This window comes from Thalassobacillus cyri (assembly GCF_900107755.1).
GTDB classification, from domain to species: Bacteria; Bacillota; Bacilli; order Bacillales; family Halobacillaceae; genus Thalassobacillus; species Thalassobacillus cyri.
In genome coordinates this window covers 176,667-199,217 of the sequence record NZ_FNQR01000005.1, presented here as the reverse complement: position 1 = coordinate 199,217, position 22,551 = coordinate 176,667, and the positions used below count along the sequence as shown (strand labels likewise).

The 22,551-nt window shown below is 38.9% G+C and carries 34 protein-coding genes; 8 read left to right on the top strand and 26 right to left on the bottom strand.

Going from position 1 to position 22,551, the window contains the following annotated elements:
- Nucleotide 1: 1 nt before the first annotated feature.
- From BLV00_RS08435 to BLV00_RS08405, 8 genes are all read right to left on the bottom strand, one after another.
- Nucleotides 2-1,624 (bottom strand): terminase large subunit, encoded by a 1,623-nt coding sequence (locus BLV00_RS08435; protein ID WP_093044390.1) that lies wholly within the window; start codon nucleotides 1,622-1,624, stop codon nucleotides 2-4.
- A 1-nt stretch (nucleotide 1,625) separates the two neighbouring features.
- The gene (locus BLV00_RS08430; protein WP_093044388.1) at nucleotides 1,626-2,297 is read right to left on the bottom strand and encodes a hypothetical protein; all 672 of its coding nucleotides are present in this window, start codon (nucleotides 2,295-2,297) and stop codon (nucleotides 1,626-1,628) included.
- 151 nt (nucleotides 2,298-2,448) lie between these two features.
- On the bottom strand, nucleotides 2,449-3,060 hold the full coding sequence (locus BLV00_RS08425) for a hypothetical protein (RefSeq protein WP_093044386.1): 612 nt from the start codon (nucleotides 3,058-3,060) through the stop codon (nucleotides 2,449-2,451).
- Between the two features lie 158 nt (nucleotides 3,061-3,218).
- Nucleotides 3,219-3,677, bottom strand: a complete 459-nt coding sequence (locus tag BLV00_RS08420; protein ID WP_093044384.1) for a LuxR C-terminal-related transcriptional regulator — start codon at nucleotides 3,675-3,677, stop codon at nucleotides 3,219-3,221.
- Nucleotides 3,658-3,807 (bottom strand): hypothetical protein, encoded by a 150-nt coding sequence (locus BLV00_RS21940; protein ID WP_176791412.1) that lies wholly within the window; start codon nucleotides 3,805-3,807, stop codon nucleotides 3,658-3,660. Before BLV00_RS21940 ends, BLV00_RS08420 begins: the two co-directional genes overlap by 20 nt.
- A 125-nt stretch (nucleotides 3,808-3,932) precedes the next feature.
- A complete protein-coding gene (locus tag BLV00_RS08415) occupies nucleotides 3,933-4,535 on the bottom strand; it encodes a hypothetical protein (RefSeq protein WP_093044382.1) in 603 nt (200 codons plus the stop codon).
- An 88-nt stretch (nucleotides 4,536-4,623) separates the two neighbouring features.
- Nucleotides 4,624-5,061, bottom strand: a complete 438-nt coding sequence (locus BLV00_RS08410; protein WP_093044380.1) for a hypothetical protein — start codon at nucleotides 5,059-5,061, stop codon at nucleotides 4,624-4,626.
- Nucleotides 5,058-5,264 (bottom strand): XtrA/YqaO family protein, encoded by a 207-nt coding sequence (locus BLV00_RS08405; protein ID WP_093044378.1) that lies wholly within the window; start codon nucleotides 5,262-5,264, stop codon nucleotides 5,058-5,060. Before BLV00_RS08405 ends, BLV00_RS08410 begins: the two co-directional genes overlap by 4 nt.
- Nucleotides 5,265-5,536: 272 nt before the next feature.
- Between BLV00_RS08405 and BLV00_RS08400 the strand changes: the two genes are divergently transcribed.
- Nucleotides 5,537-6,043: a DUF3231 family protein gene (locus BLV00_RS08400; RefSeq protein WP_093044376.1), complete on the top strand. Its 507-nt coding sequence runs from the start codon at nucleotides 5,537-5,539 to the stop codon at nucleotides 6,041-6,043.
- Nucleotides 6,044-6,085: 42 nt separating this feature from the next.
- Here the strand turns inward: BLV00_RS08400 and BLV00_RS08395 are convergent, their stop codons facing one another.
- From BLV00_RS08395 to BLV00_RS08335, 15 genes are all read right to left on the bottom strand, one after another.
- Nucleotides 6,086-6,298: a hypothetical protein gene (locus tag BLV00_RS08395; RefSeq protein ID WP_093044374.1), complete on the bottom strand. Its 213-nt coding sequence runs from the start codon at nucleotides 6,296-6,298 to the stop codon at nucleotides 6,086-6,088.
- A 455-nt stretch (nucleotides 6,299-6,753) separates the two neighbouring features.
- Nucleotides 6,754-6,945 carry a hypothetical protein gene (locus tag BLV00_RS08390; protein ID WP_093044372.1) on the bottom strand — a complete coding sequence of 64 codons (192 nt, stop codon included), beginning with the start codon at nucleotides 6,943-6,945 and terminating at the stop codon, nucleotides 6,754-6,756.
- Between the two features lie 49 nt (nucleotides 6,946-6,994).
- Entirely contained in the window at nucleotides 6,995-7,123 is a 129-nt protein-coding gene (locus tag BLV00_RS22525) for a hypothetical protein (protein ID WP_281242999.1), read from the bottom strand.
- Between the two features lie 131 nt (nucleotides 7,124-7,254).
- A complete protein-coding gene (locus tag BLV00_RS21935; protein WP_176791410.1) occupies nucleotides 7,255-7,425 on the bottom strand; it encodes a hypothetical protein in 171 nt (56 codons plus the stop codon).
- Nucleotides 7,418-8,380, bottom strand: a complete 963-nt coding sequence (locus BLV00_RS08385) for an ATP-binding protein (RefSeq protein ID WP_245728899.1) — start codon at nucleotides 8,378-8,380, stop codon at nucleotides 7,418-7,420. Before BLV00_RS08385 ends, BLV00_RS21935 begins: the two co-directional genes overlap by 8 nt.
- The gene (locus BLV00_RS21930; RefSeq protein WP_176791408.1) at nucleotides 8,301-9,026 is read right to left on the bottom strand and encodes a DnaD domain protein; all 726 of its coding nucleotides are present in this window, start codon (nucleotides 9,024-9,026) and stop codon (nucleotides 8,301-8,303) included. The genes BLV00_RS08385 and BLV00_RS21930 overlap by 80 nt, the downstream gene beginning before the upstream one ends.
- On the bottom strand, nucleotides 9,026-9,205 hold the full coding sequence (locus BLV00_RS08375) for a hypothetical protein (RefSeq protein WP_093044368.1): 180 nt from the start codon (nucleotides 9,203-9,205) through the stop codon (nucleotides 9,026-9,028). Before BLV00_RS08375 ends, BLV00_RS21930 begins: the two co-directional genes overlap by 1 nt.
- The gene (gene recT / locus BLV00_RS08370) at nucleotides 9,198-10,073 is read right to left on the bottom strand and encodes a recombination protein RecT (RefSeq protein WP_093044366.1); all 876 of its coding nucleotides are present in this window, start codon (nucleotides 10,071-10,073) and stop codon (nucleotides 9,198-9,200) included. The genes BLV00_RS08375 and recT overlap by 8 nt, the downstream gene beginning before the upstream one ends.
- Entirely contained in the window at nucleotides 10,073-11,026 is a 954-nt protein-coding gene (locus tag BLV00_RS08365; RefSeq protein ID WP_093044364.1) for a YqaJ viral recombinase family nuclease, read from the bottom strand. Before BLV00_RS08365 ends, recT begins: the two co-directional genes overlap by 1 nt.
- A 77-nt stretch (nucleotides 11,027-11,103) precedes the next feature.
- Entirely contained in the window at nucleotides 11,104-11,316 is a 213-nt protein-coding gene (locus BLV00_RS08360) for a hypothetical protein (protein WP_093044362.1), read from the bottom strand.
- 216 nt (nucleotides 11,317-11,532) lie between these two features.
- Nucleotides 11,533-11,793, bottom strand: coding sequence for an AbrB/MazE/SpoVT family DNA-binding domain-containing protein (locus tag BLV00_RS08355; protein ID WP_093044360.1), 261 nt, complete (start codon nucleotides 11,791-11,793; stop codon nucleotides 11,533-11,535).
- A gap of 87 nt (nucleotides 11,794-11,880) precedes the next feature.
- On the bottom strand, nucleotides 11,881-12,159 hold the full coding sequence (locus BLV00_RS08350; protein WP_093044358.1) for a YqaH family protein: 279 nt from the start codon (nucleotides 12,157-12,159) through the stop codon (nucleotides 11,881-11,883).
- A complete protein-coding gene (locus BLV00_RS08345) occupies nucleotides 12,156-12,668 on the bottom strand; it encodes a helix-turn-helix domain-containing protein (RefSeq protein WP_093044356.1) in 513 nt (170 codons plus the stop codon). The genes BLV00_RS08350 and BLV00_RS08345 overlap by 4 nt, the downstream gene beginning before the upstream one ends.
- A gap of 71 nt (nucleotides 12,669-12,739) precedes the next feature.
- Nucleotides 12,740-13,045, bottom strand: coding sequence for a hypothetical protein (locus BLV00_RS08340; protein WP_093044354.1), 306 nt, complete (start codon nucleotides 13,043-13,045; stop codon nucleotides 12,740-12,742).
- A complete protein-coding gene (locus tag BLV00_RS08335) occupies nucleotides 13,046-13,276 on the bottom strand; it encodes a helix-turn-helix transcriptional regulator (protein WP_093044352.1) in 231 nt (76 codons plus the stop codon). It lies immediately after the preceding gene.
- A gap of 164 nt (nucleotides 13,277-13,440) precedes the next feature.
- On the opposite strand from BLV00_RS08335, the gene BLV00_RS08330 reads away from it, so the two are divergent.
- From BLV00_RS08330 to BLV00_RS08300, 7 genes are all read left to right on the top strand, one after another.
- Nucleotides 13,441-13,833, top strand: coding sequence for a helix-turn-helix domain-containing protein (locus BLV00_RS08330; protein ID WP_093044350.1), 393 nt, complete (start codon nucleotides 13,441-13,443; stop codon nucleotides 13,831-13,833).
- The gene (locus BLV00_RS08325; RefSeq protein ID WP_093044348.1) at nucleotides 13,830-14,582 is read left to right on the top strand and encodes a potassium channel family protein; all 753 of its coding nucleotides are present in this window, start codon (nucleotides 13,830-13,832) and stop codon (nucleotides 14,580-14,582) included. The genes BLV00_RS08330 and BLV00_RS08325 overlap by 4 nt, the downstream gene beginning before the upstream one ends.
- 122 nt (nucleotides 14,583-14,704) lie before the next feature.
- Nucleotides 14,705-15,376 carry a hypothetical protein gene (locus BLV00_RS08320; RefSeq protein WP_093044346.1) on the top strand — a complete coding sequence of 224 codons (672 nt, stop codon included), beginning with the start codon at nucleotides 14,705-14,707 and terminating at the stop codon, nucleotides 15,374-15,376.
- 129 nt (nucleotides 15,377-15,505) lie between these two features.
- A complete protein-coding gene (locus tag BLV00_RS08315) occupies nucleotides 15,506-16,342 on the top strand; it encodes a sce7726 family protein (RefSeq protein WP_093044344.1) in 837 nt (278 codons plus the stop codon).
- Nucleotides 16,343-16,353: 11 nt separating this feature from the next.
- Complete coding sequence (locus BLV00_RS08310; protein ID WP_093044342.1) at nucleotides 16,354-17,280, top strand: sce7725 family protein; 927 nt, start codon at nucleotides 16,354-16,356, stop codon at nucleotides 17,278-17,280.
- 92 nt (nucleotides 17,281-17,372) lie between these two features.
- Entirely contained in the window at nucleotides 17,373-17,867 is a 495-nt protein-coding gene (locus BLV00_RS08305) for an ImmA/IrrE family metallo-endopeptidase (RefSeq protein WP_176791406.1), read from the top strand.
- A 131-nt stretch (nucleotides 17,868-17,998) separates the two neighbouring features.
- On the top strand, nucleotides 17,999-19,222 hold the full coding sequence (locus BLV00_RS08300; RefSeq protein WP_093044340.1) for a tyrosine-type recombinase/integrase: 1,224 nt from the start codon (nucleotides 17,999-18,001) through the stop codon (nucleotides 19,220-19,222).
- Between the two features lie 99 nt (nucleotides 19,223-19,321).
- Here BLV00_RS08300 and radC read toward each other — a convergent pair whose 3' ends face one another.
- The 3 genes from radC to BLV00_RS08285 form a co-directional block, all read right to left on the bottom strand.
- Nucleotides 19,322-19,993, bottom strand: a complete 672-nt coding sequence (radC, locus tag BLV00_RS08295; protein ID WP_093044475.1) for a RadC family protein — start codon at nucleotides 19,991-19,993, stop codon at nucleotides 19,322-19,324.
- Nucleotides 19,994-20,051: 58 nt separating this feature from the next.
- Nucleotides 20,052-20,621, bottom strand: a complete 570-nt coding sequence (locus tag BLV00_RS08290; protein ID WP_093044339.1) for a Maf family protein — start codon at nucleotides 20,619-20,621, stop codon at nucleotides 20,052-20,054.
- Nucleotides 20,622-20,810: 189 nt separating this feature from the next.
- The gene (locus BLV00_RS08285; RefSeq protein WP_093044337.1) at nucleotides 20,811-21,716 is read right to left on the bottom strand and encodes a hypothetical protein; all 906 of its coding nucleotides are present in this window, start codon (nucleotides 21,714-21,716) and stop codon (nucleotides 20,811-20,813) included.
- Nucleotides 21,717-22,551 lie beyond the last annotated feature (835 nt).

The following is a 22,551-nucleotide window of genomic DNA, read 5'->3' as shown; positions in this document are numbered from 1 at the left end:
ATTACCAGCCTCCTATCCTTGGAGCTGTAGCATAAGTAAGTGCCGGCATATACTTTCTTAGCTGGATAGCAATAGCCAGTGCCATTACCAAGTCATCATGACAGCCGGATTGTGCTTCTTCTTTCCCCTGGTCATTCACGATGAATGTGAATAGCTCATTTAAAAGAGTCGCACTATTAACCTTCATTGATTGCTCCCTCATGACAGTACGTAGATCTGACATCATAATTGGCCTTGTTTTTGGATCAGTAGGCCAGCCAGGTACTTTTCTCTCTTCACCATTAGCAGAGTCATAGTCAACATGGTGATAGAGATTTTCATAACCTACTTGATTGATAAGGGTGTTAAGAACAGAATGACCATGATTATTTCTTTCTACTCCGATAAGCGCTGTATTGTAATACCACCCCACTACAGCCAACTTCTTCCCGAAAATATCAGGGTCCCAGTGGCCATGCACCTCTGCAACTTGTTCATTAGTCTCCCAATCAACAACATGGGCGGCAGAATAGTCACCATTTGCCTTCCCTTCTGCTACGTCACTGGCAAGCACATATCTATGGCCCATTTCTGGTTGTTTAAATATCTTAAGTTCTGGGCTGGCTGAAGTGGTCTCATAAACGTTCTTGGTCTCATAGTCAATCTCATAGACTCCATAAGGGTTGTTCTGAACCTTTTCCAGTAGCACCTTCAGCTTAGTCATATCAAAAACAGGACGGCCAGAGCTTAAGAAACAACTGGTATCGTCCTCGGGGTACTCTTGAAGGAAACGCTCTTCTTTAGAGAGCCCGTCCTTCTCTGGCATTTCGGATATCTTCCATCGGCGCCATTTAAGTTGCTCCGGAGTAAGATTGTATTGATCAACGGTTAGCTGCTCCTCTTTTGTTGGAGATAGCTTCTCCCCCTTATCAAGCGGCAACTGATAATCGGGGTGATCAAACCACCGATAAAAGTGCGGTTCCCATTGTACTTCGCCCGCCTTCGCTTCCTGGTAGGTTCGATAGAAATAATTCCCGACACCGTTTGCTGTTGTCTCCAGGACAACTCGACCGTCTCTCGGTACTGCCTGCAGTAAACCGGTCATTAATGTTTCTGGATCCGGCCAAAAAGCTACCTCCGAACAATGGAGGTTATTGATGGTGGACCCACGCCCGAAATCTGTGCTTCCTGCAGTACCTACATATATTCGGCTATTTATAGACTCGAAGTAGTATTCCTTTCGGTTTCCATATTTCGGCTTGCTTCTCCCATCGTTAAGATCTTTTTTCTTTTGTTCTGGAAGGTTATTATACATAAATTGAACAGCATCAAATAACTTTCTTGTACTGTCAGCATCATGAGCGATAATAACCGTCGTGGTATTTGGGTTATTGATGGTATCATCAAAAAACTCCGCTAAAATAAGTGTAGAAAAGCCTAACTGCCTGGGCTTAAGGATGATATCACGCTGCGTTTTATCCTCCCAATAGACTGCCTGAATCGGGTTAAATTTCAGGTTTGTGACCTCTTTTGTTTTGGTTCGGATAAACAGATGTCTGTTGATTCGTTGCTTTGGCGTTAATACTTCCTTTTCTTCCGTGTGTTTTGCTGTCTCTTTTATTTGATTATGAATATTCGCTAACACATCAGCTTTCACCCCTTATATGCATCTGCTGATCGACAAGCTTTTGCATACGAGGGTTGGCTGCAACCTTTTGAATTGCAACCTGGTAAGCTTCCTCGTCTGCATCTTTAAATAAATCCATAAAAAGAGAAAGGTACTCTTGAACTAAACTAAATTCAAAAGCCCTTTCCCTCAAATCCGCTAAGAACTTACTGTTTTCTCGGAGTTCCCGATTTAAAGAAGTAATCTCTATTACTTTGCGATTTAATTCTCTTGTCATAGCTGCTTGAAACTTTTCCAGTTGAGAGGTAATCTTTTCACCCGCCATGAGTTTTTCTACTACCTGATTCACTAGTTCATCTAACCGGTCTTCCACAAACTCTGGCAAGTCGTCCAATAGTTCAAAACGCTCCAAAAGCTTCTCTGTTGTCTTATACTGCAATTGTATAATGTCCAACTCTTGGTTCACCGTTTTTAGTACGCGCCGGCGGTCTTGTTGGATTACCTCTTTCCTTTGTTGCTGCTCTTTGTTTTTTAAAGTTTCTACATATCTGGCAACTGCAGTATGAGAGATTTTCTCTCCTGCCCATTCTGAGCATTCCTCTGCAATGGCCCTTACCGATTTCCCTTCTTTTAAACCAGCAGCAACAATTTCTTGGCACCCGTGTTTTTCTATTTTATTTTGTCTAGGCATGTTTCGATACACCCCACTTTGTAACGATACATTTTAACGTTACAGACCAAACAATGAAAACGACATTAGATGTAGTTATTATTTTCCACCCTGTTATCATTGTTTCGTTTGTAACGTTACACACATAAAAAGCATCCCGGCTAGAGATGCTTTAATTTAATGAATCGTTTGTTATTTGTTTTAGATTGCTCTCCAACTCATTAGTTAATTTTATTATGTTGTTTGCAGAACGTTTAACGTCCATTCTTGCGTATTCTTTGTTAAGTTTATCTTCCGAGTCAATGAATTCCACTGAGTTACTTATACTATAATATTCATCAGCGATTTGTTTTGTATCATTATAAAACTTTCCATTAACTTTTGTAGCATAATCTAGAATTTCATCTGATTGTTTTTCCAACTCAGAAAAAATTGATTGAATAATTTCTGTTGGGGCAGAAAAGTCACCTCGAAGCTTACTTGTTATACTATTAGTATTAGTTTTACCTTCATTAGCCCACTTCAACACTTTATCTGCATACCTTTTTTTAATAGGATAAGAGTCGCGGAGTCTGTTTTTTTTCTCGTTTGTAATCGTTAAATAAACACCGCCAAGTGTTATCATTCCACCCAAAACAGCCCCCAAAAAACTTAAAACACCTGCTATCATTGAAGTTTCCCATTTAAGTAACCGACTTAATAGCCAAAAATAAATAAAAAAGTCTGCAATCACTATAGATATTAGGACTGCGTAAAGAATAACTTTCTGATTTTTATCACTCATATTTTATCATCTCCTCACTCCTTTATTATTCTTCAAAAAAGAGAAAACGTAAATAAAATTACAATATATTGAAAAAGACACCTGCAAGGGTGCCTGATGTTTCGATTTTATTCAGTTATCGGCCAAGCTAACTATGCCTGTCCGTCCTGCCATCCATTTTACATGTAGCATTTTTCTTTTGTCATTTCTTGAGAAAAGTGTGTAAAGAGTGAATTCTGTGTATCTTGTGAAATCTTTTCCACAATTGACTCCTTTATAGTATAAATATGACGTCTGGATAGCCCCATATGATGACCAATAGCACTCATACTCATACCATCCAGCAAACATTCCAGAACAGCTTTTTCACGCTCACTATCAATAGCTTCCATACGCTCCTGAATAAATAACACCTTTCTTTCTAGCTTCGTGATCCAGGTGTGTTTCTTATCCCTTCTTACCACCTCACGCGCAACCGGATCCCCAGGCTCACCTTTTGCTTTTGGCATAGCGGATTCAATCCCTGACTGGGCGACAAGATTGGTCCCAGCATCTTCTAAGAATTTTCGTTGCCGTTTTATTTCATTAATCATCCAACAATAATCCCGTAAAGCTTGCTCAATCTGCTTTTTGTTCATGATCCCACCCCGCCTCATCAAATAGCTTTTTCATGTAAACACTGCGCTGAACTGGTGATATGACACCGGCACGCTTATCCCTTCTATGTTCACTGATTTTCCATTGAATCTTATATATATGCTTTCTCATTGATTCCCTCCTTGCCAATAAAAAGAGGACACCAACTAAGCAGCTGCATGCGCAACTTACTTAATCAGTGTCCTCCAGTAGGCTGGTAGAACATATTATACTTATTAGAAATTAAAGTAGATTCTTCAATCGTTTTTGATATTTTTTCGTAAATGTTGGCAAGTTTTTATAATTTCATAGTCTCTTTTAATCGCTTCAGTTTGATGTGCTAACTGGTTTCTAAGGTTTAATAGATTTAGGTTAACCCTATTTGTGAAATTGTCATTAGAGAAATCTTTATATTTTAGTTCTCCACTTATATTTTTATAGTAAGAGTCAAATTTTTTGTTCCCATATACTATATAAGGAAATGCCACACTTCCTTTTGCCTGAATAACACAGTTTTCTAAATTTTCTTTTAATGTTCCACCTGAAATAATATCTAATTCGTCATTTAATAAAACTTCTCTTACAATTGCTCCATTGTTACCTGCATTATAAATTTCTAATTGCAGCATTCCATACCTTTCTTCGTTCGTCCTAAGAATTAAATAAGGTCTATCTTTGTCATGTTGTTTCTTAGTATTAAAAGCACTAGCATACATTCCAACAAATGAACCAATTAAACTTAACCCAGATATACTTAATGCAGTACTACTACTATAGATCCCAAAGATTATAACGATTAGCCCTGCAACCAATACTAAATAGCTAATAATAAACAAAATAACATATGATTTAATTTTCAAAAACTCTCCCCCCCTCGTCACCCTTTTCATGTTTCCAAGTGAGTTTATAAGTTGTCCTCTTTAGACTGGAAGAACAAGTATTAATATATTAATTAAATTTTATAAATTTATAATCAACTGCCGAAATTCTTTCAACAGACATGCCTAAATCTTTTCTCATTTCAAGAATAATCTTCACATGAAGATCTTTAAGAGTCGAATCTGTTTTTCCATCTAAACTAGCCTGCAAAAATTCACCTAATGTTTTTATTAATTCATCATTACCCCAAATCCATACCTGATCATAAGCATCATAGAAATCATTTTGAAGCGCTTTTTTTTGATCAACTGAATATCTTGCTTCCATAAATCCATTTAAACTACTTGCCAATTTTGAATATAACTCTCTTTTTTTATTTTCATGCTCTTTTTCTTGTTCACTTTTCCTTTTTATTCTCTCTAACTTAAACTCACTTACTTTGTTTATTATTGCTATTGCCAACAGAACTACGGCATTAATTATCGCGCCAATAATAACAGTTTTCAAAAATCTTCCCCCTCATCAAACTTCACCCTCTTCACCTTTCCTTGATGAGTAATTACTTTTGTTTCACCATGTTCAGGTAAAAAGGTAATTTTTGCCTTACCTTCACAATATACGACACAAAACGGGGAATTTCCTTCTGGAAGATCCATTTCAATGTTCAGTTTTCCGTTTTCTATATTTGCTGGTACTTGGTTCAAGCGCACAAAGCAGACCCCCATATGTTATAATGTATTTACCAGATACAAAGTCGAGGGCCTAGCTCTTGGCTTTTTTTGTATATTTAGCTATATACTGTAAATACTTTTTGTAGAGGCTGCTTCACCCCAATACTTACGGTAAGAATTCTCAGCAGTAGGAGCAGTCCTCCTCCAACCTTCACCCGGGGCTATGGCTCCGGGTTCTTTAAATGCAAAGTGCATAAACTTTCCATGAATGAGAATAATACCCTTAACTTGGTAAAAGGAGTAGATATATCATGGGAGTATTATCAGGAAATCCTAAAAATGAGCCATTGCACTATGGTGAAGTATTTAGCCTCTGGAGTTATTTAACTGTGGCTAAGGGTAATCACGCCAGCTACCAAACCCTCATTAACCATGCGGGCGATAAAGGTTTAAAAAAACTGCTGGAGGAATCAATTCAGGGTATTGAACAGGAATCCAAGGAAATAGAAGAGATTCTTAAACTCTCGGGTGTTTCACTACCTCCCACGCCTCCTGAACGTGCTGTAGCTAATACTGAAGATATTCCAGTTGGGGCGCGTGTCAATGACCCAGAAATCGGTGCAACACTCTCGGTTAACATTGCCCAGGGGCTTGTTGCATGTAGCCAAGCAATGGGTCAAGCAACTCGGGAAGACATTGCATTGCTTTTTGGTCGCTTTCACATGAACAAAGCTCAACTTGGTGCAAGAACCCTGCGTTTGAATAAGGATAAAGGATGGTTAGTAACACCTCCCCTACATCATGAAAACAAAGAATAGACTAATGATAATTTTTCTGCCGTAGCTTTAGCTGCGGCTTTATTATTTATTATGGTCCCTGTTCTCAAAAAATATCTTCCTCGCCTCAAACCAGGAGCAATGATATTTATTCTGGATCATCTTCACATACTCCCCGAACAATCTTTGGTTTGCAACGAATGCCTGTCTGCCAAGCTTCTTATTGCATTCGATAGGTGATAGTACAGCTTTCGGTATCTCGTTTGACTGGTCTTCAAATAGTTCCATTTGTTCCATGGTTAGCGTCCTTCGAAATAAAAGTCGATCTACGCAACAATAAACAACACAAAATCCGCTATTATGGTCGATTTTCCTCTTCCGCATAACTGAGAATGGATACGTTCATACTTAGGGAGAGGCTGTCTGCCCGGGTATTCACTCCACCCTGTACGTTGGCAGCAGTCCTCCTGCTTTAAATAAAATAAAAAGAGGTATAGCATATAATGAATCTAATTATGAATAACATCGCCATTTTTATTTTCTTAATACCTGGAATCCTTTTCTTTCTAGCGAGTTGGATTATTTATAAAGTTTTTTCATTTCCTACTAAAGAAACAAAAAAGAAAAAGAAATAAGTGAGAATATCGTAAAACCGTTATAGCTTGATAATTGTTACTGTTCACTTCCTCTTACTCCGTCTCATGTACATAGCGTAGTCCTTTAATATACACGCTGGTCTGTAAATTGAATAGTCACCTTGCCTCCAGCTCCCTTGCTTTCTGGCACTTCACATTAATGTGGATCTGCTCCAGCTCTGTGAGAGTCATATCTTCCGTTTTCTTGCCTACAGGATCTTCGGTATAATCCTCTTTCCAGAGCTGGTGAATTAAGTATTTCCTTCTTTCCTCTACTCCTACCCGGAGCCTGGTTGGTGCTAGATTCATAAAATCGCCTCCTAAAACCATTTATTGTCCCTCTTATTTACACCGACTTCTAACGCCTTGCCATTGCAAGCTTCCGATTTAATTCCTCGTAACTAAGTCCTTCTGTAGCTGTAAAATCCAATTGGTGTAACTGCTCCATGATAAAGGCCTGTTTGAAATCCAGCTCACTTATTCTCATCAATATCGCCCCTAGTCCACTCGTGGGGCTCTGATTTGCTTCTCCCATACGGTATGTTGATCCGATGAATACCTCGGAAACGACAATTGTACCACCTGTGTAAAGTAATCAAATACTTCAACCTCCTGTACTTATGCAGGCAATCCCTTTCTTTCTCTCAGTACTCGCTTGATGTCTTGGATAGCCTGGTCTGATTTTTTTAATGCCTTCTCTCGGCAGCTGGCATATGGACACGGCATAAAACCTACGCTTGATTGATTAACGAAATATATTTTTCCTTTTCCTTGGCACAATTCACACATGATGATGCTCCCCCTTATTCAAACGATAATCTTCACCTTCAACCTCGTATAAACGCTCCCCACACATCCCCAGGAGACGACTGGATGCGGCGTAGCCAATCTTCTCGCTTAAGGTCGCCTTGTCTTCATTCGAGCTAAACAGAATCGGTCTTTTATGCCTGTACCGTTCATTGATGATTTGATAGTAGAGGCCTTCTTTCGTCTCAGACCACTTCGACTTCCCCAGGTCGTCCCATACCAGCACATCCACAGTAGTCGCACTATGCAGCATGTCTTTCAGCTGCTTGCCTTCGTCATTCATGCGCTTGGCTTGGGAGAGTTCATCCATGAAAGAGGCGTCAGATACGCAAAGCACACTGCAGCCTCTGGTCCGTTCCGGGCGATACTTATCTCCTGGAATGCGGATCCTCGCCTTATTTAAAATCCATTTAGCTGCAGCCATTTGCAAATGTGTTTTACCTAACCCAAAGTTATTATGTTTTCGCTTTGTCTCAGCCCTGGCTGATCCGTCCAAACTTCGTATTCGACTCTCTCCGACAACCGCGATGAAGCCCAGGCTGTTATGTTCTGACCGGTCATGGATGATAGAGTCAAAGGACTGCAAGTATTCTTTAGTCGCTTGAAACAAAGTCTGCTGAACCTCGCTATCCTGTCGGTAAGTAGTTAGCCTGGCTTCTTGAAATTCATCAGGAATCAGAGCATTCTGGAATCGCTTTTTAAGCATGCGCTTTTCCCAGCAGTAGCACTGTTGAGCGATATCTTTATACTTTGGGGATCCATTCGGATGTATCAAAGGTTGACCGTTTTCATTTTTCAAGAAGTGTCGGACAACAATCTTCCCGCTGTCTTTGCAGTCCTGGCACTCATACTGCTCTTCATCCCCAGGCTGACTTTTCTGCTTCGAGTTCTCGCATGACATCTGCATAGCTTTTGCTCGTTCCATGACTTCTGCCATAACGTTTCCCAGGCTGTGAAAATCCTTGGCCATTATTCTCACCTTCTTTTTTCGGGTTGTTTAATATGCGAATGACATAAGGCAAATTACGAGCTCCATACATGACAGCCTCTTGCATAGCTGCAATGACTCGCTCTTCACCAAAGTCATTAATCAGGTCATTTATCTTATCCACGGTGAATCCACTGATCGTGCCGAAACCTTCTTGCTCAAAAAAAGTGAATGGATTCGCGCACGCGTTTTCATCATCTTCTTTGTTTTGTTTAGTTTTGTTTAGTTTAATTAATGCGGAACTATCTCCGGCACTACCTCCGGAACCAACCCCGGAACTACCTCCGGCACTATCCGCGGAATTTATTTCCGTAACGTAGAAAGAAATGATTTCATATATGGGAGAACGCCCACCTTTTCTAGAAGTAAAATCAATTCTTCCCTTTTGCTTCAATTCGTTCCTTACCTTCCGAAGTGTCCGATCAGTCAATCCGGTTTTCACGCATAACACAGATTCGGCTACCGTAAATGTTTCTGCCCATCCAGCCTTATTATTTATGTGCATTAAGGCATACCATAAATTAATTGCTGATGGTGACAGTTCATTTATTTCGAGCCAATCATAGAATGCGTTTAGTTCCTTGATGTAGTTCACTAATCGAACCTCCTCTCGCAAATAGCTTTCATGCCTTCTATCTTTACTAGATACCAGCCAGGGTGCGTATGCTCCACATAGCCAGCAAGGTAGCTTTTGAACATCGCTCCCCGGTTAGGATATCCAGCTGTCATCCACACATAGCAATGTGGGATGGTGACCTTCATACGATCAGTCATCAAGTTCCATAGCTGCCTGTTCTAATTCATTGTTTGCAGCTTTTTCCTTCTCTTGATTGTTATCCTCTTCGGAAGCAGGAACCTGCATATCGATATAGTCTTGATCATGAATCGACTGTGCTTCTTCAGTAACATCTTTTCGTACTGTTTCATCTTGGGAGGCTTGCTGTTGGACTTCAACACTAATAGGAAGATACTTGAACATGCGACGAATGACCGTTTTCTTGGCCATCTCTTCATAATCCGTTTTCCATGGTCCATTAGCTCCGGCTTTGGATCTGGACTTCACTTTCTCCACGTCATTAGCGCTGAACACTTCGAATTGGTAGCCTCCATCTTTAAAATGAGCTACCGCATAAACGAAAGTCATCTCGCCTCTCTCGCCAGTAGCAGGCTTATGGACAAGTTTTGGATGTAGGCCCAGCTCATACTCGAATTCATCATTCTCGTGGACCGTGTGAGCGTAAATGCTCTCTATGTGGCCAGACCTTCTAGCCAGATCGATCATGCCTTTGTATCCAATAATGAATTGGACGTCTGTTTGCTTCATCTTGCCATTCCAGAAAGGAACCAGATAGCAATGACCGATTAATCCTGGTTCCAGCCCTAGTTGTGCTGCCTGCATGACAGCTCCCATAAGGGAAGGAATGGAGCATTCCAGAAGCTTTGGGTTCTGCCGGATGGTCGTCAGGGCAATGCGCCCTAACCGATCGGCATCCATATGTTTAGGAAGTGCCCGTTCAAACTCTGGTCCCATTTTCTTGAGATAAGCTTGGATGGTGTTAACCTGATTATTTCCATTAGCAGGTGTGCTAGCTCCATTTTTGCGGTTAGCCAGCTGATCCTTAGCCGTGTTATTTGTAGCCATTATTTTGCCTCCTTGTATCGTAAAGTGCGGTATGAACTGACTTTTGCATATTCTTCATATAGATCCGGTTTCTCTTTCTTCAACCGTTTCGTATCAATAGACTTTCTTTCCTGATTTTTATAGGTGACGATAAACTGATTGGAAAATCCTTTTTCAAAGGTTCCCAGCTGTTGCTTCAGGCGGTTTTCATATTCGCTTTTGCGTTCTTTTAGTTCTTTCTCTTCTTTCTTCAGTTGCTCAAGCGCTTCAAGCAGCTTATCGGCTTCCCCATCCAGTTCTGTTTCACTTTCAGATTCTGCGTCCGGATACATAGCCTTGAGAAGTTCACTGGAAGCGTTAGACCCATCTATTTCAGGAGGTACTTGCATAAGCACGTGTTCTTCCCAGAACTCTTTTTCGATTTCAATAAGATTGGCAATAAGCTCCTTATCTCTTTCGACCTTTTTATAGACGAACTTATTACCGCCGATTAAAACAGCGATCCACCAGGCATCTGCTCCGGTAACAGCCATATAGTGCTGGCATTGTAACAGGTAAGCCATTGGGATCTCTTCACCATCCCATTCATCTTTCAGGTATTCGCTAGCCGTCTTACATTCGAGCCCTTCATTCTTACCAACAATGAGACGATCCACATTAGCAAGCATCCATTCATGTTCCGGATGCTGAAGCACTGCATTCCTACGTCGTACCTTCAGGCCTGTGCGTCTGCTGAATTCCTTAGCAACCGTCTCCTCCATCACATTGCCCCAGTAGGCTGCTTCTTCATTTGAAGGGGAAGCTTTAGGAACCTCCCCCACTTTCTCCATGTAAACGACTACTGGTGACTTCCACTTATTGAAACCGGCAATGTATGCTGCATCAGATCCACCGATACCTTTATTACGAGTCTCCAACCACTCTTCATGATTCATGTCAGCAGTACTCTTTAACACTTGTGCTTTAATGCCCATATTGGACCTCCTCTATTTTTCTGATATAATGTTGTCAAAGTTCTTTTTCAAGATGCCGCATTGCCGTGCGGCTTTTTTTATGCAGTTTTTTCTTCTGCTCCTAGGACTTCTAGCAGTTCAATCGATTCCTGGAGCAGAGTGTCCTTCAAGAAAAACTCATCATTAAATACGTAAATCGTATCTCCAAGAACTACTTCATTCCCAAGTGCATCTGTTCCATAGATTTCTGGTTCCTGAATATCCAAGGGAAAGCCAGTTCGCTCGATTTGTTCTACTACTGGATGCTTCATCATTTCACCTCGCTTTCTGATGACTTGCGCATCGTCACAGACAGAAGGTAAAAAAGGGGGAGTTGGAAGAGCGTTCAATAACCCTTCTGTCCATGACGACAGGCAAAGCCTGTCCGTATCACCTCCACATGCTTGTCTGACTAACGCACATGTGATAAAGTGAATTTATCCAAATGTTTGTGCTACTTAAGAGTTGAGAGCTCTGAGTAGCTTTTTTTATTGCTGTACATAACTGATCACATCAATAATCTTTTTCTTCATTTCAGATTCATCTGTATTGTTCAGAAGTTTATTAAGTTCTTTTACCATCAGGTGGTTATCTTCTTTGTTGTCAAATGGCTGCAGGATCACTTTCTCATCTTCGATAAACATCTCCATCGGTTGACCTGGTGCCCACCCATTACTTCTTCTAATTTCAGATGGGATAACGATTCTCCCAAGTTCATCTATTTTTCTTACGATTCCAGTCGCTTTCATATAAATGCCTCCTAAGCTATTGTTAATGCAAAATACAAGAATGCTAGACTCAATATAAATAGTGAGATATATGCTTTATCCAGCCGGCTAAACTTTCTCACTGTCGAACCTCCTGACCACCGCACATAGTATTCCTTGTTTTATCAACTCTTTAGATACTTGTTGCAGTTCATCATGACGTTCCTTCCTCTCTCTTAGCTGTTGTAACGCCTGAGCAGTATTGATGATATCGACAGCTGCTTGCTTGCATCCGTCAAAATCTCTTTGGATAAATTTCTCTTCTAATTTGTTAAGCAGGTCATAGTAACAGCGGTGTTCGCGGGCTGCCTGTTCGATATCTTGTTGTAGAAACTGATCTAAATTCATTTCTTAAACCTCCTGGATTTCAACGAAACTAGCCATTCTCTGAATAAAGTCTTCATTGAAAAGTCATATTCCTTACATAACGAAGCTACCAAGTTAACCTGGGATGCAGCAGAATCTAATATCTCTTTAATAACTCGCTTCACATCTTCTCTTTCTTGTTCAGAATTGGATGATATAGGTTTGTACCATTTCACCCGGTCCAAGTTCTCCAGTGCTTCCCTTGTTTCTTGTTCAGCGAAATACCTCATAGAAATAGGTTCATGCCGGATGTATTCTCCGTCTAGATAAGGCATATGAACAAAACCCGTTGCATCCTCCCATGTATGGAAGTAAAACTCCGGATCATCGAGCGATTCAGAAAATGCCCGCCTCATTTCAGGCTGATATTTTCTTGATCCTGTTTCGACCTTTGAGATTTCCGGCCTACAATAATTGGCTTCCAGCGCTAGTTCTAGTTGAGTTGTCCCTTTTCGGTTTCTCGCTTTGACCAATTCCTCCTTTATATCCATTTGCGATTCTCCTTTCCGGCACATATGCCAACTATTAATGTGTTTCTTGTAATTGGTAAGATTTAGTTAGCTTAAATAACAGAAAACTTTGCTTGAGGATTAGCGTGCGCTTTTACCCATTCCGTATTGTCATAAATCCAATCAAGTAATAACTTTGTGGGCACTCTTGGTCTTCCGAACTCTCGGATTACCGGGAAGTCCTCTCGGTTAAATAGTTCAGCACATTTGGTCTCACCGATTTGCATTAAATCCATAAATTCTCTTCGTGTTAACGCTGGTGGTAATTGGTCCTTAAGTGCATGTCGTTCAATCGCTTTATCAACAGCGTCGTTAATCATTTTTTGTAATTGTTGTTCATCGAATTGCATTTGAAGCATTTAGATCACCTCCTTGGATTGGTTATGTTTCGTTTCGTTACATTGTTTTTCAAAAAAAATTGTCCATTCAAAACCTAGAGTGGATGCAATAGATTTCGCTACAAAAACACTAGGGTTTCTATTCCCCTTTTCAATCATAGTGTAGTATGATCTCTCTATTCCTGAAAGCTCTGCTACTTTGCTTTGGGTGAATCCCCGTTGGGTGCGAAACTCTTTAAGCCAATATCTCATCAGATACACCTCCCCAAACAGAATGTTTCGTTTTGTTACATACAATAATAGTATCGTTACGTTACGTTGTCAATAAATATCAATAAAAAAAGTTTCGATTTGTTACATGTTATTCAAAGTAACTAATTGTTACAGTAAAATAAAGGTACAAGGAGGAGGAGCCCATGCTAAAGGATAGATTAGTTAAAATTAGAAAAGAGCATAAAAAAACACAACAAGATATGGCAAAGATTTTAGGGGTAACTCGTCCTGCATATACCGCCTATGAGAGAGGATCTAGAAAACCAGATTACGATACGTTAGAAAAATTAGCAGATCATTTTAATGTAACAACCGACTATCTTCTCGGTCGTTCGGATAATCCAGGTAAAATCGAAAGCGAAGATAATGACTTCGATGCCATGAATGAAATCAATAATCTGCTCGAAAAGTACGGCATTGAGGATTCAGCCTTTTTTGATATAGAAAAGTGGAAGGCCATGGGTCCAGAGGAGATCAAGGAGCTGGAAAGCTATTTTGATTACATAACTTCAAAAGCTAGGAAAAGGAAAGAATGATTACAAAGAAGAAAGTTTCTTTGTTTTATGAATTGACTCTTTTTACACTTGCGTTGATTTCTGTCATTTTTCTTTGGAGTAGAGACCCTATTATTCTACTCCTTGATCAGATAGTATGGGTTATATTTTTTTTAGATGTCCTAATAAGGCTTATATTCACAAAAAAGCGTTGGAAATATATAAAGGAACACCCCTTTGACATCATCGCTGCAATCCCATTAGATAACATTTTTCAAGTTGCCAGGGTAGCTAGACTTTTTAGATTGCTGAGAGCTGTAGCTGTTTCGAAAAAATTCTTCCCTACCTTTTTTAATATATTAAGGACTAATGGGCTCGATAGACTTTTAGGGGCAACCTTAGTTTTACTCTTTATATCAACAATTTTGATTAAACAGTTCGAGCCTAGCATCCATACTTATGCCGACGGACTATGGTGGTCCCTGGTTACTACTACTACAGTTGGGTACGGAGATATTTCACCTGTTTCTCCAGTGGGAAGAATTATCGCTGTAATACTTATGATAATTGGGATAGGATTAATAGTAATGATAACGGGGTCTATTACCACTTTCTTTGTAAAAAATAACAAATTCAAAAATCCTACAGTAGAGTTTATTCAGAATGAATTAGATCGGTATGATGAATTATCTCAAAATGATGTTAAAAGGTTAAACTATCTACTTGAAGAATTGGCTAAAGAAAAAAGTGATACTAAATCAGTCAGCAAGTATTCTACTTCACGTCTTTAAGACGTGTTTTATTTTTAACCTTCATTGTCTAATTATGGATTTATTGCAATTATTATGTAATAAACCACGGATATAGTCGTGGGTTTAAATAGATAAAAAATATATAAAGGGGAGTTTCAATTATGAAAAAAGTCTTGTACAGCCTGCTTTTAACAATTCTCGTTCTAGGATTAGCAGCATGTGGTACCGACAGTGAATCCGCTAGCGGCTCAGAGGATAATTCAGAAGGAACTGAAGAAACTGCAAACCAAGATACTACATCCAAAGAAGATGAGGACAACAAAGAGGACACAACTGGAGAGGAAGAAACAGAGTCCGAGGAAAGTAATGTCGAAGAAATAGACGGCGGTACTCGTACTACCCATTTTAAAGTGGAAGATATTAATGCCATGGCTGAATCTGGTCCAATTAATCTTACTGTTAAAAGTATTGCTGGTGTAACAATAAATATTGAAGATGAAGCTGTAAAAGAGCTTTTCGACGGAGAGGATACTGTAGATTTTATAGTCTTGGATACAGTAGCTGAAAACACAAGTGAAGATGATATTATGATTTATCCAGATCAAGGTACATTAACAACAGATACAGGAGAGCAATCAGAAGCTGATATGTTATTAAGTGATAGTGTTGGCGGAGATTTTTATGGCCAAGTCTCTAAGGATGGGGCGATCGCTTTCCAGGTTAAAGATTCTGAGAGCGTTTCAAAAGCCACTTTTATTGTTGATGGAGCTAGTAATGCGGATTACGAAACAATTGGTGATCAAATTAAGCTAGAAATCCCAATTGAAAAATAATAATATTCATCTGAATAAAAACGAGCGTTCCACAATTGTCTCTTGGAAGTTCTATTGACTTTCATATATTTCTTGCCATTTCCTATTTACTTTCTCTACAATTAGAATAATGCAAATAGGAGGTAAAGTATGGATAAATATAGAGCTATTTCAAAATTATTTACCAGCACTTTTATAAAAGAACTTGCAAATAAGAATCAGTCTAGGACCTTAAAAGAATTACCTACAGGGTGTAAATTTGTAGCGAATGCAATAAAAACAGGGGATTTTAAAAAGTTATTTAATAGAAGCTATACACTTCTAATGAACAACTATAGATGTGAATATATTTATAAATCAGAAGTTTACTCTAAAATAAGGCGAGAAAATAAAAACCTGGACAATTGGGGAGTTTTAAGCGAAGTAAAAGCAGAAAAGTCAATTGCAGATTTGGTTTGGTTAAATGGAGATTCGATTGCATATGAAATAAAAACTGAAATTGATACAAACAAAAGACTGAGTAAACAATTAAATTCGTATTATAAACTTTTTAATAAGACATGTGTAGTTACTTTTGAAGAAAATGTTAACAAGGTTTTTGATGATGTTCCTAAATCCACTGGTATTTTAATTCTAACTAAAGATAGGAAACTTGTGGAATACAGAGCTCCACAATCTTTTATTGACAGTTATGATCATGTTGCGATGTTTAATACACTAAGAAAACCTGAATACAAAGAAGTAATAAAAGAAATTTATGGGTATATACCAGATGTACCTAATACAATGACTTACAAAGTTTGTCTTGACCTTTTTTTAAAAACCGACATTATTGAGGCGCAACATTATATGAAAGAACAACTTAAGAAAAGAGCACGAAAAGTAAATTCAAGTTCTAAACCATTTCCTAAATCCATCAAGCTACTTATTGAAAGTGGAAATTATAAAAAGAATGAACTAAAGAATATTACTGAATTAATCACTTAGGAGGCTAACCTATGTACTTTCCCTACCTTTATGGAAAATCAAATGAGCTTCATGCATTAAATGAATTAGTGCCGTTTTTCTCCGAACATTCAAGTGTAATACCTATAATCGAGCCTTTAAATGATAACAAAACCACTCTAAACAAATTAAATTCATTGAGTGAAGCTGAAATACCTTATATTTTCATTATTAACCCACAAAACGGCGATTTAAAAGAGGAAGCTGAAAAGATTGATGAATTACTATCTGAATTAGTTTTAGCTAACGTTTCCTTAGGATATTGCATAACTACAGAGACAACCCACAACAATTTACAAAAGTTATTCAATGATTACTCCAGCGACAATTTTACTTTTATTCATCAATCTAGTCCTAACACTGATGTTGATGAAATTATAAACACTATGAATGAAAATATGGGTAAAATAGATTACCAAGTTTTTATGGACGAGCAGGTAAGTGAATTATACAAACGCCATTTTTCGAATTACAAAAGGGTTCTAATGAGAGACTCATTCAAAAAAGCAAGTAAGAATGCGGAGTTCCCTAACCAATCCTATTTTACAGATTTACATATTACTTACAGACCTGAATATGATGGTTTTGGTGATTTTCAAATGGTAGGAAAAGAATTAAGTGAAAGTGGAGGTCCAGCACATGCAGTTGCATTACATCTAACCACACAACTCCCAACCAAAGAAATAGTAATCCAACATTTTGTTTCGGATGATACTGAAGGTGCGGAAAATCCTGGTGGCAAATACTTACAAGCAGTAGCCAAATTAGTTAAATTTATGGATACTAATAGCTACTTCAAGGAAACAAAGGGTTCTAAGGACTTTAGAGATACTCATGAAAGAAAACATTATCCAGGACTAGGGATGGCAAAACGTTTTTCTATTAAACATCATATAGAGCTACTTGCTCAAAAACTATAATAAAAAAAGTCCGTTCATAAGGGTGAACGGACTTTTTTTATTTGAAAATAGGAACATTTGTTCGTATAATCTTATTTGAGGATGTGACATACATGAAATTTCCATTATACCCTACAACATACTTAGAAGATTGGGTCTCTGAATGGTACATAAGAAATGGTTGGACTAATCCCAAGGACCTCAAAGCCACTCGCATAGCTAGGAAATATAGAATTCACTTAATACGCAAGGACATGCCTTCCCGTTACGATCGCTTTGGTAATTACCGAGCAATCATTATTGATGGTCGCTGTTCTAAAGAAGAACAGAGAGAACAGTTTTATCATGAGCTGTGTCATGCTATACGCCATACGGGAAGGCAATCTATGATGCCTCAAGCGTTTCGAGAGCTCCAAGAGCGTGACGCACGCCATTTCACCCTCTATGCTGCTCTTCCCCACCACATGATAAAGGAATATGATCTATCTGATAAAGACATCATTTCTCGCTGGGCAAATGATTTCAGAGTAACAGAAAAGCTATGCAATGAACGTTATGAACAAATTTGGCGACGTCTGCACACAACCTTTATCACTGAGAAATATTAATGTGACAATTCCTTTTACGTCCGAAAGGCTTAGGCAGTTTGATAACCATCGCATACACTAACGCTTATGAATAATTGTCACCTTACTTGAAGGTCTTTTAACTTACATTATTATAAAGGAGGTATGTGTCAATGCATTGTGAAAAAATCACCTTAAAATCTGGTCAAGTCCGATGGGAGTGTGTGTCTGATGGACCAAGAGATCCAGTCACAGGCAAACGAAAACAAATCACTCGCCGAGCGATTAAGCAAAAAGATGCTAAGAAAAAAGTACTTCAAGCTATCCATGAATTAGAACGATATGGTCATGATTATCAAAAATCAGGTCAGATGACTTTTGATGAGCTTGCCCATACCTGGTATGAAATGTATAAGGTAACAGGAAAAAAGGACAGCACATTACTTAGATGTCGAAAAGATATAAATATTTTGAATAAGCATATAGCAAAGAAGCCAATTGCTAACATAACTCATTTCTTATATCAGAATGTAATAAATACCATATTTAATGATTACGCCAGGAATACAGTTAAAGGGATACACAGTACCGGAAATCGCATCTTTAAATTTGCCAAAAAGAATAATTGGATTACTGAAAACCCTGCGCTTGATATAGACATACCCAAACGGCAAAAATCCATATTTGAGATTAAGAAAGATGCGGTTGAAGAGAAATATTTGGATCGTGAAGAATTGGAACAGTTTTTAGCAGCTGCAGTTAAATACGGTAAGCTTTATGACAAAGAAAGGTTTTATACATTAGCTTTCTCCGGGATGCGTCCTGGTGAATTATGCGCTTTGAAAAAAGAAGATTTAAACTTTGAAACTAATACTATTGATATAACAAAAACTATTTATAATGAATCGAACAACATGAGGGAGTATGTATTAACACCGCCTAAGACTGAAGGGTCTGTTCGTGAAGTTATCATGGAGAAAAAGGTAATGGACATGCTAAGGAAGGTGGTTAATGATAACGATAAACGTAAGCTTAAGCTCAGAAATACAGAGGTGCCATATTACAATACTATTGTCCCCTATCACGATGAGAATTTTGTTTTTGCTCGACCTAATGGGTTCCCTTTTAACACCATACAATTGAATAAAAGAATGAACCGACTTCTAAAATATACAGATATCCAGAAGAAAGCTACTCCTCATATTTTTAGACACACTCATGTGAGTATGCTTGCTGAAGCAAAAGTGGAATTAGCTACAATCATGAAAAGAGTTGGTCACGATGATGCTGGTACAACTGTCCAAATCTATACACATGTGACTAATAAAATGAAAAAGGAAGCTCCCGTTAAAATATCCGAATTGTACGGGAACCTCCTAGAAAAAATGGTGTTTTAAAAATTTGTGTGAGGTTTTCGTTAGGTTTCCCTTTTAAAATCTGATTGAAAACCTCTACATCCCACCTTTCATAGGGTTTCATTGAAAAAACAGAAAGTATTACAAGTACCCTTTTTCTTTAAGGGATACAAATTTCCGATCACCAATCACTAAATGGTCCAACAATTCGATACCGATCATCTTCCCTGATTCCGCTAATCTTCTCGTTACATTGATGTCTTCTTGCGATGGAGTCGGATCACCAGAGGGGTGGTTATGAATACAAATAAGTGAGGCAGCTGACCGCTTGACCGCTTCTTTATAGACTTCGCGCGGGTGAACGATCGAGGCGTTGAGACTTCCAATGAATATCGTTTGTCGATGCAGAACTTGATTTTTCGTATTCAGAAACAGACATATGAAATGTTCCTGTTTAAGTCCTCGCAGCTCTTCCATTACAAAATCTGCTCCATCCTCCGGGCTGCGAATGATGTAGCGTTCAGGCGGCTTCATTTGATGGATTCTTTTACCTATTTCTAAGGCCGCCTGGATGAGCACAGCTTTTGCTGTACCTACTCCTTTGATCGCTGTCAATTCTTCAATTGTGGCATCCTTCAAAAGATCCAAGCCCTCAAAATGTATCAGCAAACGCTGGGACAAGTTCATCACTGAATCGTTCTTCGATCCACTGCCAAGGAGAATAGCTATCAGTTCCTGGTTCGATAAATGACGGGGACCATGTTCTATCATACGCTCCCTTGGCCTATCAGCTAGAGGCACATCTTTCAACATAACCTGGGCATCTGACAAAATCACTGCACCCTTTCCTGTTTTTCCTCACAAATTATTTTCAAGAGGGAGTGATGTCATATTTTTCAAGCTCTTTTACCAGATAAGCGATAGGAAGCCCGACGACATTATAATAATCTCCACGTATCCCTTTTACCAATAATGCTCCTTTCGTTTGGATTCCATAGCTTCCCGCTTTATCGAAAGGATCTCCTGTATCTACATAACGAATGATATCTGTTTCCGCCAACTCCATAAATTCTACGTCGGTTTTTATGGAAAATATTTTAGATTGATTATACCCCCGGATCATCACACCTGTATGAACGGCATGAGTATTGCCGCTTAATAGCTGAAGTGTTTCGATTGCTTCCATCCGGTTTTCCGGTTTTCCCAACACGTTTCCAGCAAAGCTTACAACTGTATCCGCCGTTACTAATACTTCATTTTCTGTTGTAGCGATTTGCTCGGCCTTTACCTCTGCAAGCTTCTGAACCAACGTTTCAGGATCCTTACTCTTAACGACAGATTCATCTGCTTCGCTTGTTCTGATTCCAAATTGAAAGCCGGCTAATTCAAGCAGACTTTTCCTTCTTGGTGAAGCTGAGCCTAACACTAATGATTTGTCCATCCTGACACCCTTTCCCAATAACAAACTGTGAGGTTCTAACCAGTGTATTAAACTTTCAAGAAATAATAAAAATAGTTATATTGCGATTTAGCTTTTTCTATATTCTACATATCTGATTTTTATTATAAGCTTTTCCTACTTTCTAGTTAAATAATTAAACTAAAATAAAAAAATAGGCACTTACAGCACCTATTTTTTAAGAATATTTTCATAGCTTTTCCAAATTTTCAATAAAAGCACATCTTTTTGGCTGCTGCTATTCGATTTACTTAAACTCTTTATAGCAGCTTTAAGTTCGTTGAATGTTTCATTTTCAGGCAGGCGTACAGCAAGTTGATTCCATTCCTCTGTCGTTTCTTTTCCATCTATAGTCGAATAGAATAAATCAGCGAAACCACTGAGAGGTTCCGCTCCTTTTACGTTCACCTTTTCAGTTGCTGTGACTTTCCAAGGTTTGACATAGGTTTGAAGGTCATCCTTAAGTAATGGGGATGCTTTTTCATTAGCAGCCTCATAACTTCTGGCCAGTCCTGTAAATAGGAAAACATCACCCTCCCGCTCCCAAACTACAGTAGGATATCCTTTTTCTATATAGTTTTGGCTCCATTCTTCCGCTTTCTCCCTGCTTGTAAAATACCCTGCCTGAACCACATACGCTTCGACAGTTGGAAGTTTAATGGCGCTTCCTCCATCCGTTGTTACTGATTCAGCATTCCCAGTATCTGTACCCCCTGTGTATGCGACAGGATTTTCTGTTGCTGCCCCATCACTTTCAGTAATCCCTACAAACATACGGAGTAAAATAAACCCTAGTAAAAGCCCTAACAATAGTGCTCCAATTACTGACACGACGATATTCTTCACAGGGGAAGAAAGCTTCTTTTTCCTCTTCTTTTTTTTATAATAGGGATGCTTCTTCCAAGCTTCGGGTTTGATTACTTTTTTCTGTTCCGAGTGTTCATATTCATATACTTCAGCTGTAGCTGCTTGTTCTTCTTGAGAAGTAACTACCTCCTCTATCGCTTTCTCGTCTTCCCGAGGGATCAATGTCTCTTTGCCATTCATCCTTATAGAGATTTTATCCTGCTTGTCCACTAGATTCACCACCTCTGGGTCGTTTTGTACTACTCTACCAAAAGTATTTAAAAAAAGTAGACGAAACTTGTCACCGGAATGCAATTAACGTTCGACAATTTCTTTTCAAGCAGTTATTTGTTGACTATGTCTTGTATCATTATTGATATTTTTTTATCAGTGGCTTTGTTAAATATCACTGGTAAATCAGTACCTTTTTTAAAGATTGTTGTTGGTTTTTCATTCAACAATAGGGCCGTAAAGTCGAAGACTCAGTTTCAAGATAGAAGGGGTTCTTTACCAAAAAAGAGTAAGGGGTGGCTGGGAAACTACTCGCTTTCCAACTTCATCGCCTAGACACTCGCGACATAAGCAGTCCACCAACGGGAAGAAAGAGCCCTTCCCTTTTGATGTTCTGCTTATGCGTGTCGTGTTTCCCAAGGAGATTACGCATTCATTTCTTTCCTGCGGGGGAACTGGCAAGCCTCCTCAGTCGTTTCACTCCTGTGGGATCTTGCCTAGCTCCGTCTCCCGCGGGAGTCTCGCAGCTTTCCTACCAACGCAGCCGAAGGATGGGAGAAATGAACCCTGTAATAGATGAAGATGTCTTCCACGAATAATTTTGAATTATGATGCAGGTGACAGTGCACTTTCATGAATAGCTCTACCTTTGTTTGAAGAACACCATACCGATGTTTCCGTTTTAATCATGAACGCAAGGAGGTCCGGGAAATTGCAAGACTCCTCGAAAATGCTACGCATTTTCTTCGTGCCGAGTTTATTCAAGAAGCTTATTCAAAGTCCTATGGGAAAATAGTACATGATGAGATCCCGCAGGGCTTTAGCCCGAGGAAGA

What these genes read in the sequence shown, in the direction of transcription:
- BLV00_RS08310 (WP_093044342.1), top strand. Translation starts at nt 16,354, where the DNA reads ATGTACTTTCCCTACCTTTATGGAAAATCAAATGAGCTTCATGCATTA.
- BLV00_RS08375 (WP_093044368.1), bottom strand. Translation starts at nt 9,205, where the DNA reads ATGACTGATCGTATGAAGGTCACCATCCCACATTGCTATGTGTGGATG.
- BLV00_RS08395 (WP_093044374.1), bottom strand. Translation starts at nt 6,298, where the DNA reads ATGGAACAAATGGAACTATTTGAAGACCAGTCAAACGAGATACCGAAA.
- BLV00_RS08350 (WP_093044358.1), bottom strand. Translation starts at nt 12,159, where the DNA reads ATGAATTTAGATCAGTTTCTACAACAAGATATCGAACAGGCAGCCCGC.
- BLV00_RS08305 (WP_176791406.1), top strand. Translation starts at nt 17,373, where the DNA reads ATGAAATTTCCATTATACCCTACAACATACTTAGAAGATTGGGTCTCT.
- BLV00_RS21940 (WP_176791412.1), bottom strand. Translation starts at nt 3,807, where the DNA reads ATGAGAAAGCATATATATAAGATTCAATGGAAAATCAGTGAACATAGA.
- BLV00_RS08355 (WP_093044360.1), bottom strand. Translation starts at nt 11,793, where the DNA reads ATGAAAGCGACTGGAATCGTAAGAAAAATAGATGAACTTGGGAGAATC.
- BLV00_RS08430 (WP_093044388.1), bottom strand. Translation starts at nt 2,297, where the DNA reads ATGCCTAGACAAAATAAAATAGAAAAACACGGGTGCCAAGAAATTGTT.
- BLV00_RS08365 (WP_093044364.1), bottom strand. Translation starts at nt 11,026, where the DNA reads ATGGGCATTAAAGCACAAGTGTTAAAGAGTACTGCTGACATGAATCAT.
- BLV00_RS08335 (WP_093044352.1), bottom strand. Translation starts at nt 13,276, where the DNA reads ATGAGATATTGGCTTAAAGAGTTTCGCACCCAACGGGGATTCACCCAA.
- BLV00_RS08390 (WP_093044372.1), bottom strand. Translation starts at nt 6,945, where the DNA reads ATGAATCTAGCACCAACCAGGCTCCGGGTAGGAGTAGAGGAAAGAAGG.
- BLV00_RS08345 (WP_093044356.1), bottom strand. Translation starts at nt 12,668, where the DNA reads ATGGATATAAAGGAGGAATTGGTCAAAGCGAGAAACCGAAAAGGGACA.
- radC (WP_093044475.1), bottom strand. Translation starts at nt 19,993, where the DNA reads ATGTTGAAAGATGTGCCTCTAGCTGATAGGCCAAGGGAGCGTATGATA.
- BLV00_RS08340 (WP_093044354.1), bottom strand. Translation starts at nt 13,045, where the DNA reads ATGCTTCAAATGCAATTCGATGAACAACAATTACAAAAAATGATTAAC.
- BLV00_RS08360 (WP_093044362.1), bottom strand. Translation starts at nt 11,316, where the DNA reads ATGAAGCATCCAGTAGTAGAACAAATCGAGCGAACTGGCTTTCCCTTG.
- BLV00_RS22525 (WP_281242999.1), bottom strand. Translation starts at nt 7,123, where the DNA reads ATGAGAATAAGTGAGCTGGATTTCAAACAGGCCTTTATCATGGAGCAG.
- BLV00_RS08425 (WP_093044386.1), bottom strand. Translation starts at nt 3,060, where the DNA reads ATGAGTGATAAAAATCAGAAAGTTATTCTTTACGCAGTCCTAATATCT.
- BLV00_RS08385 (WP_245728899.1), bottom strand. Translation starts at nt 8,380, where the DNA reads ATGGCAGAAGTCATGGAACGAGCAAAAGCTATGCAGATGTCATGCGAG.
- BLV00_RS08300 (WP_093044340.1), top strand. Translation starts at nt 17,999, where the DNA reads ATGCATTGTGAAAAAATCACCTTAAAATCTGGTCAAGTCCGATGGGAG.
- BLV00_RS08315 (WP_093044344.1), top strand. Translation starts at nt 15,506, where the DNA reads ATGGATAAATATAGAGCTATTTCAAAATTATTTACCAGCACTTTTATA.
- recT (WP_093044366.1), bottom strand. Translation starts at nt 10,073, where the DNA reads ATGGCTACAAATAACACGGCTAAGGATCAGCTGGCTAACCGCAAAAAT.
- BLV00_RS08330 (WP_093044350.1), top strand. Translation starts at nt 13,441, where the DNA reads ATGCTAAAGGATAGATTAGTTAAAATTAGAAAAGAGCATAAAAAAACA.
- BLV00_RS08320 (WP_093044346.1), top strand. Translation starts at nt 14,705, where the DNA reads ATGAAAAAAGTCTTGTACAGCCTGCTTTTAACAATTCTCGTTCTAGGA.
- BLV00_RS08420 (WP_093044384.1), bottom strand. Translation starts at nt 3,677, where the DNA reads ATGAACAAAAAGCAGATTGAGCAAGCTTTACGGGATTATTGTTGGATG.
- BLV00_RS08325 (WP_093044348.1), top strand. Translation starts at nt 13,830, where the DNA reads ATGATTACAAAGAAGAAAGTTTCTTTGTTTTATGAATTGACTCTTTTT.
- BLV00_RS21935 (WP_176791410.1), bottom strand. Translation starts at nt 7,425, where the DNA reads ATGTGTGAATTGTGCCAAGGAAAAGGAAAAATATATTTCGTTAATCAA.
- BLV00_RS08290 (WP_093044339.1), bottom strand. Translation starts at nt 20,621, where the DNA reads ATGGACAAATCATTAGTGTTAGGCTCAGCTTCACCAAGAAGGAAAAGT.
- BLV00_RS08400 (WP_093044376.1), top strand. Translation starts at nt 5,537, where the DNA reads ATGGGAGTATTATCAGGAAATCCTAAAAATGAGCCATTGCACTATGGT.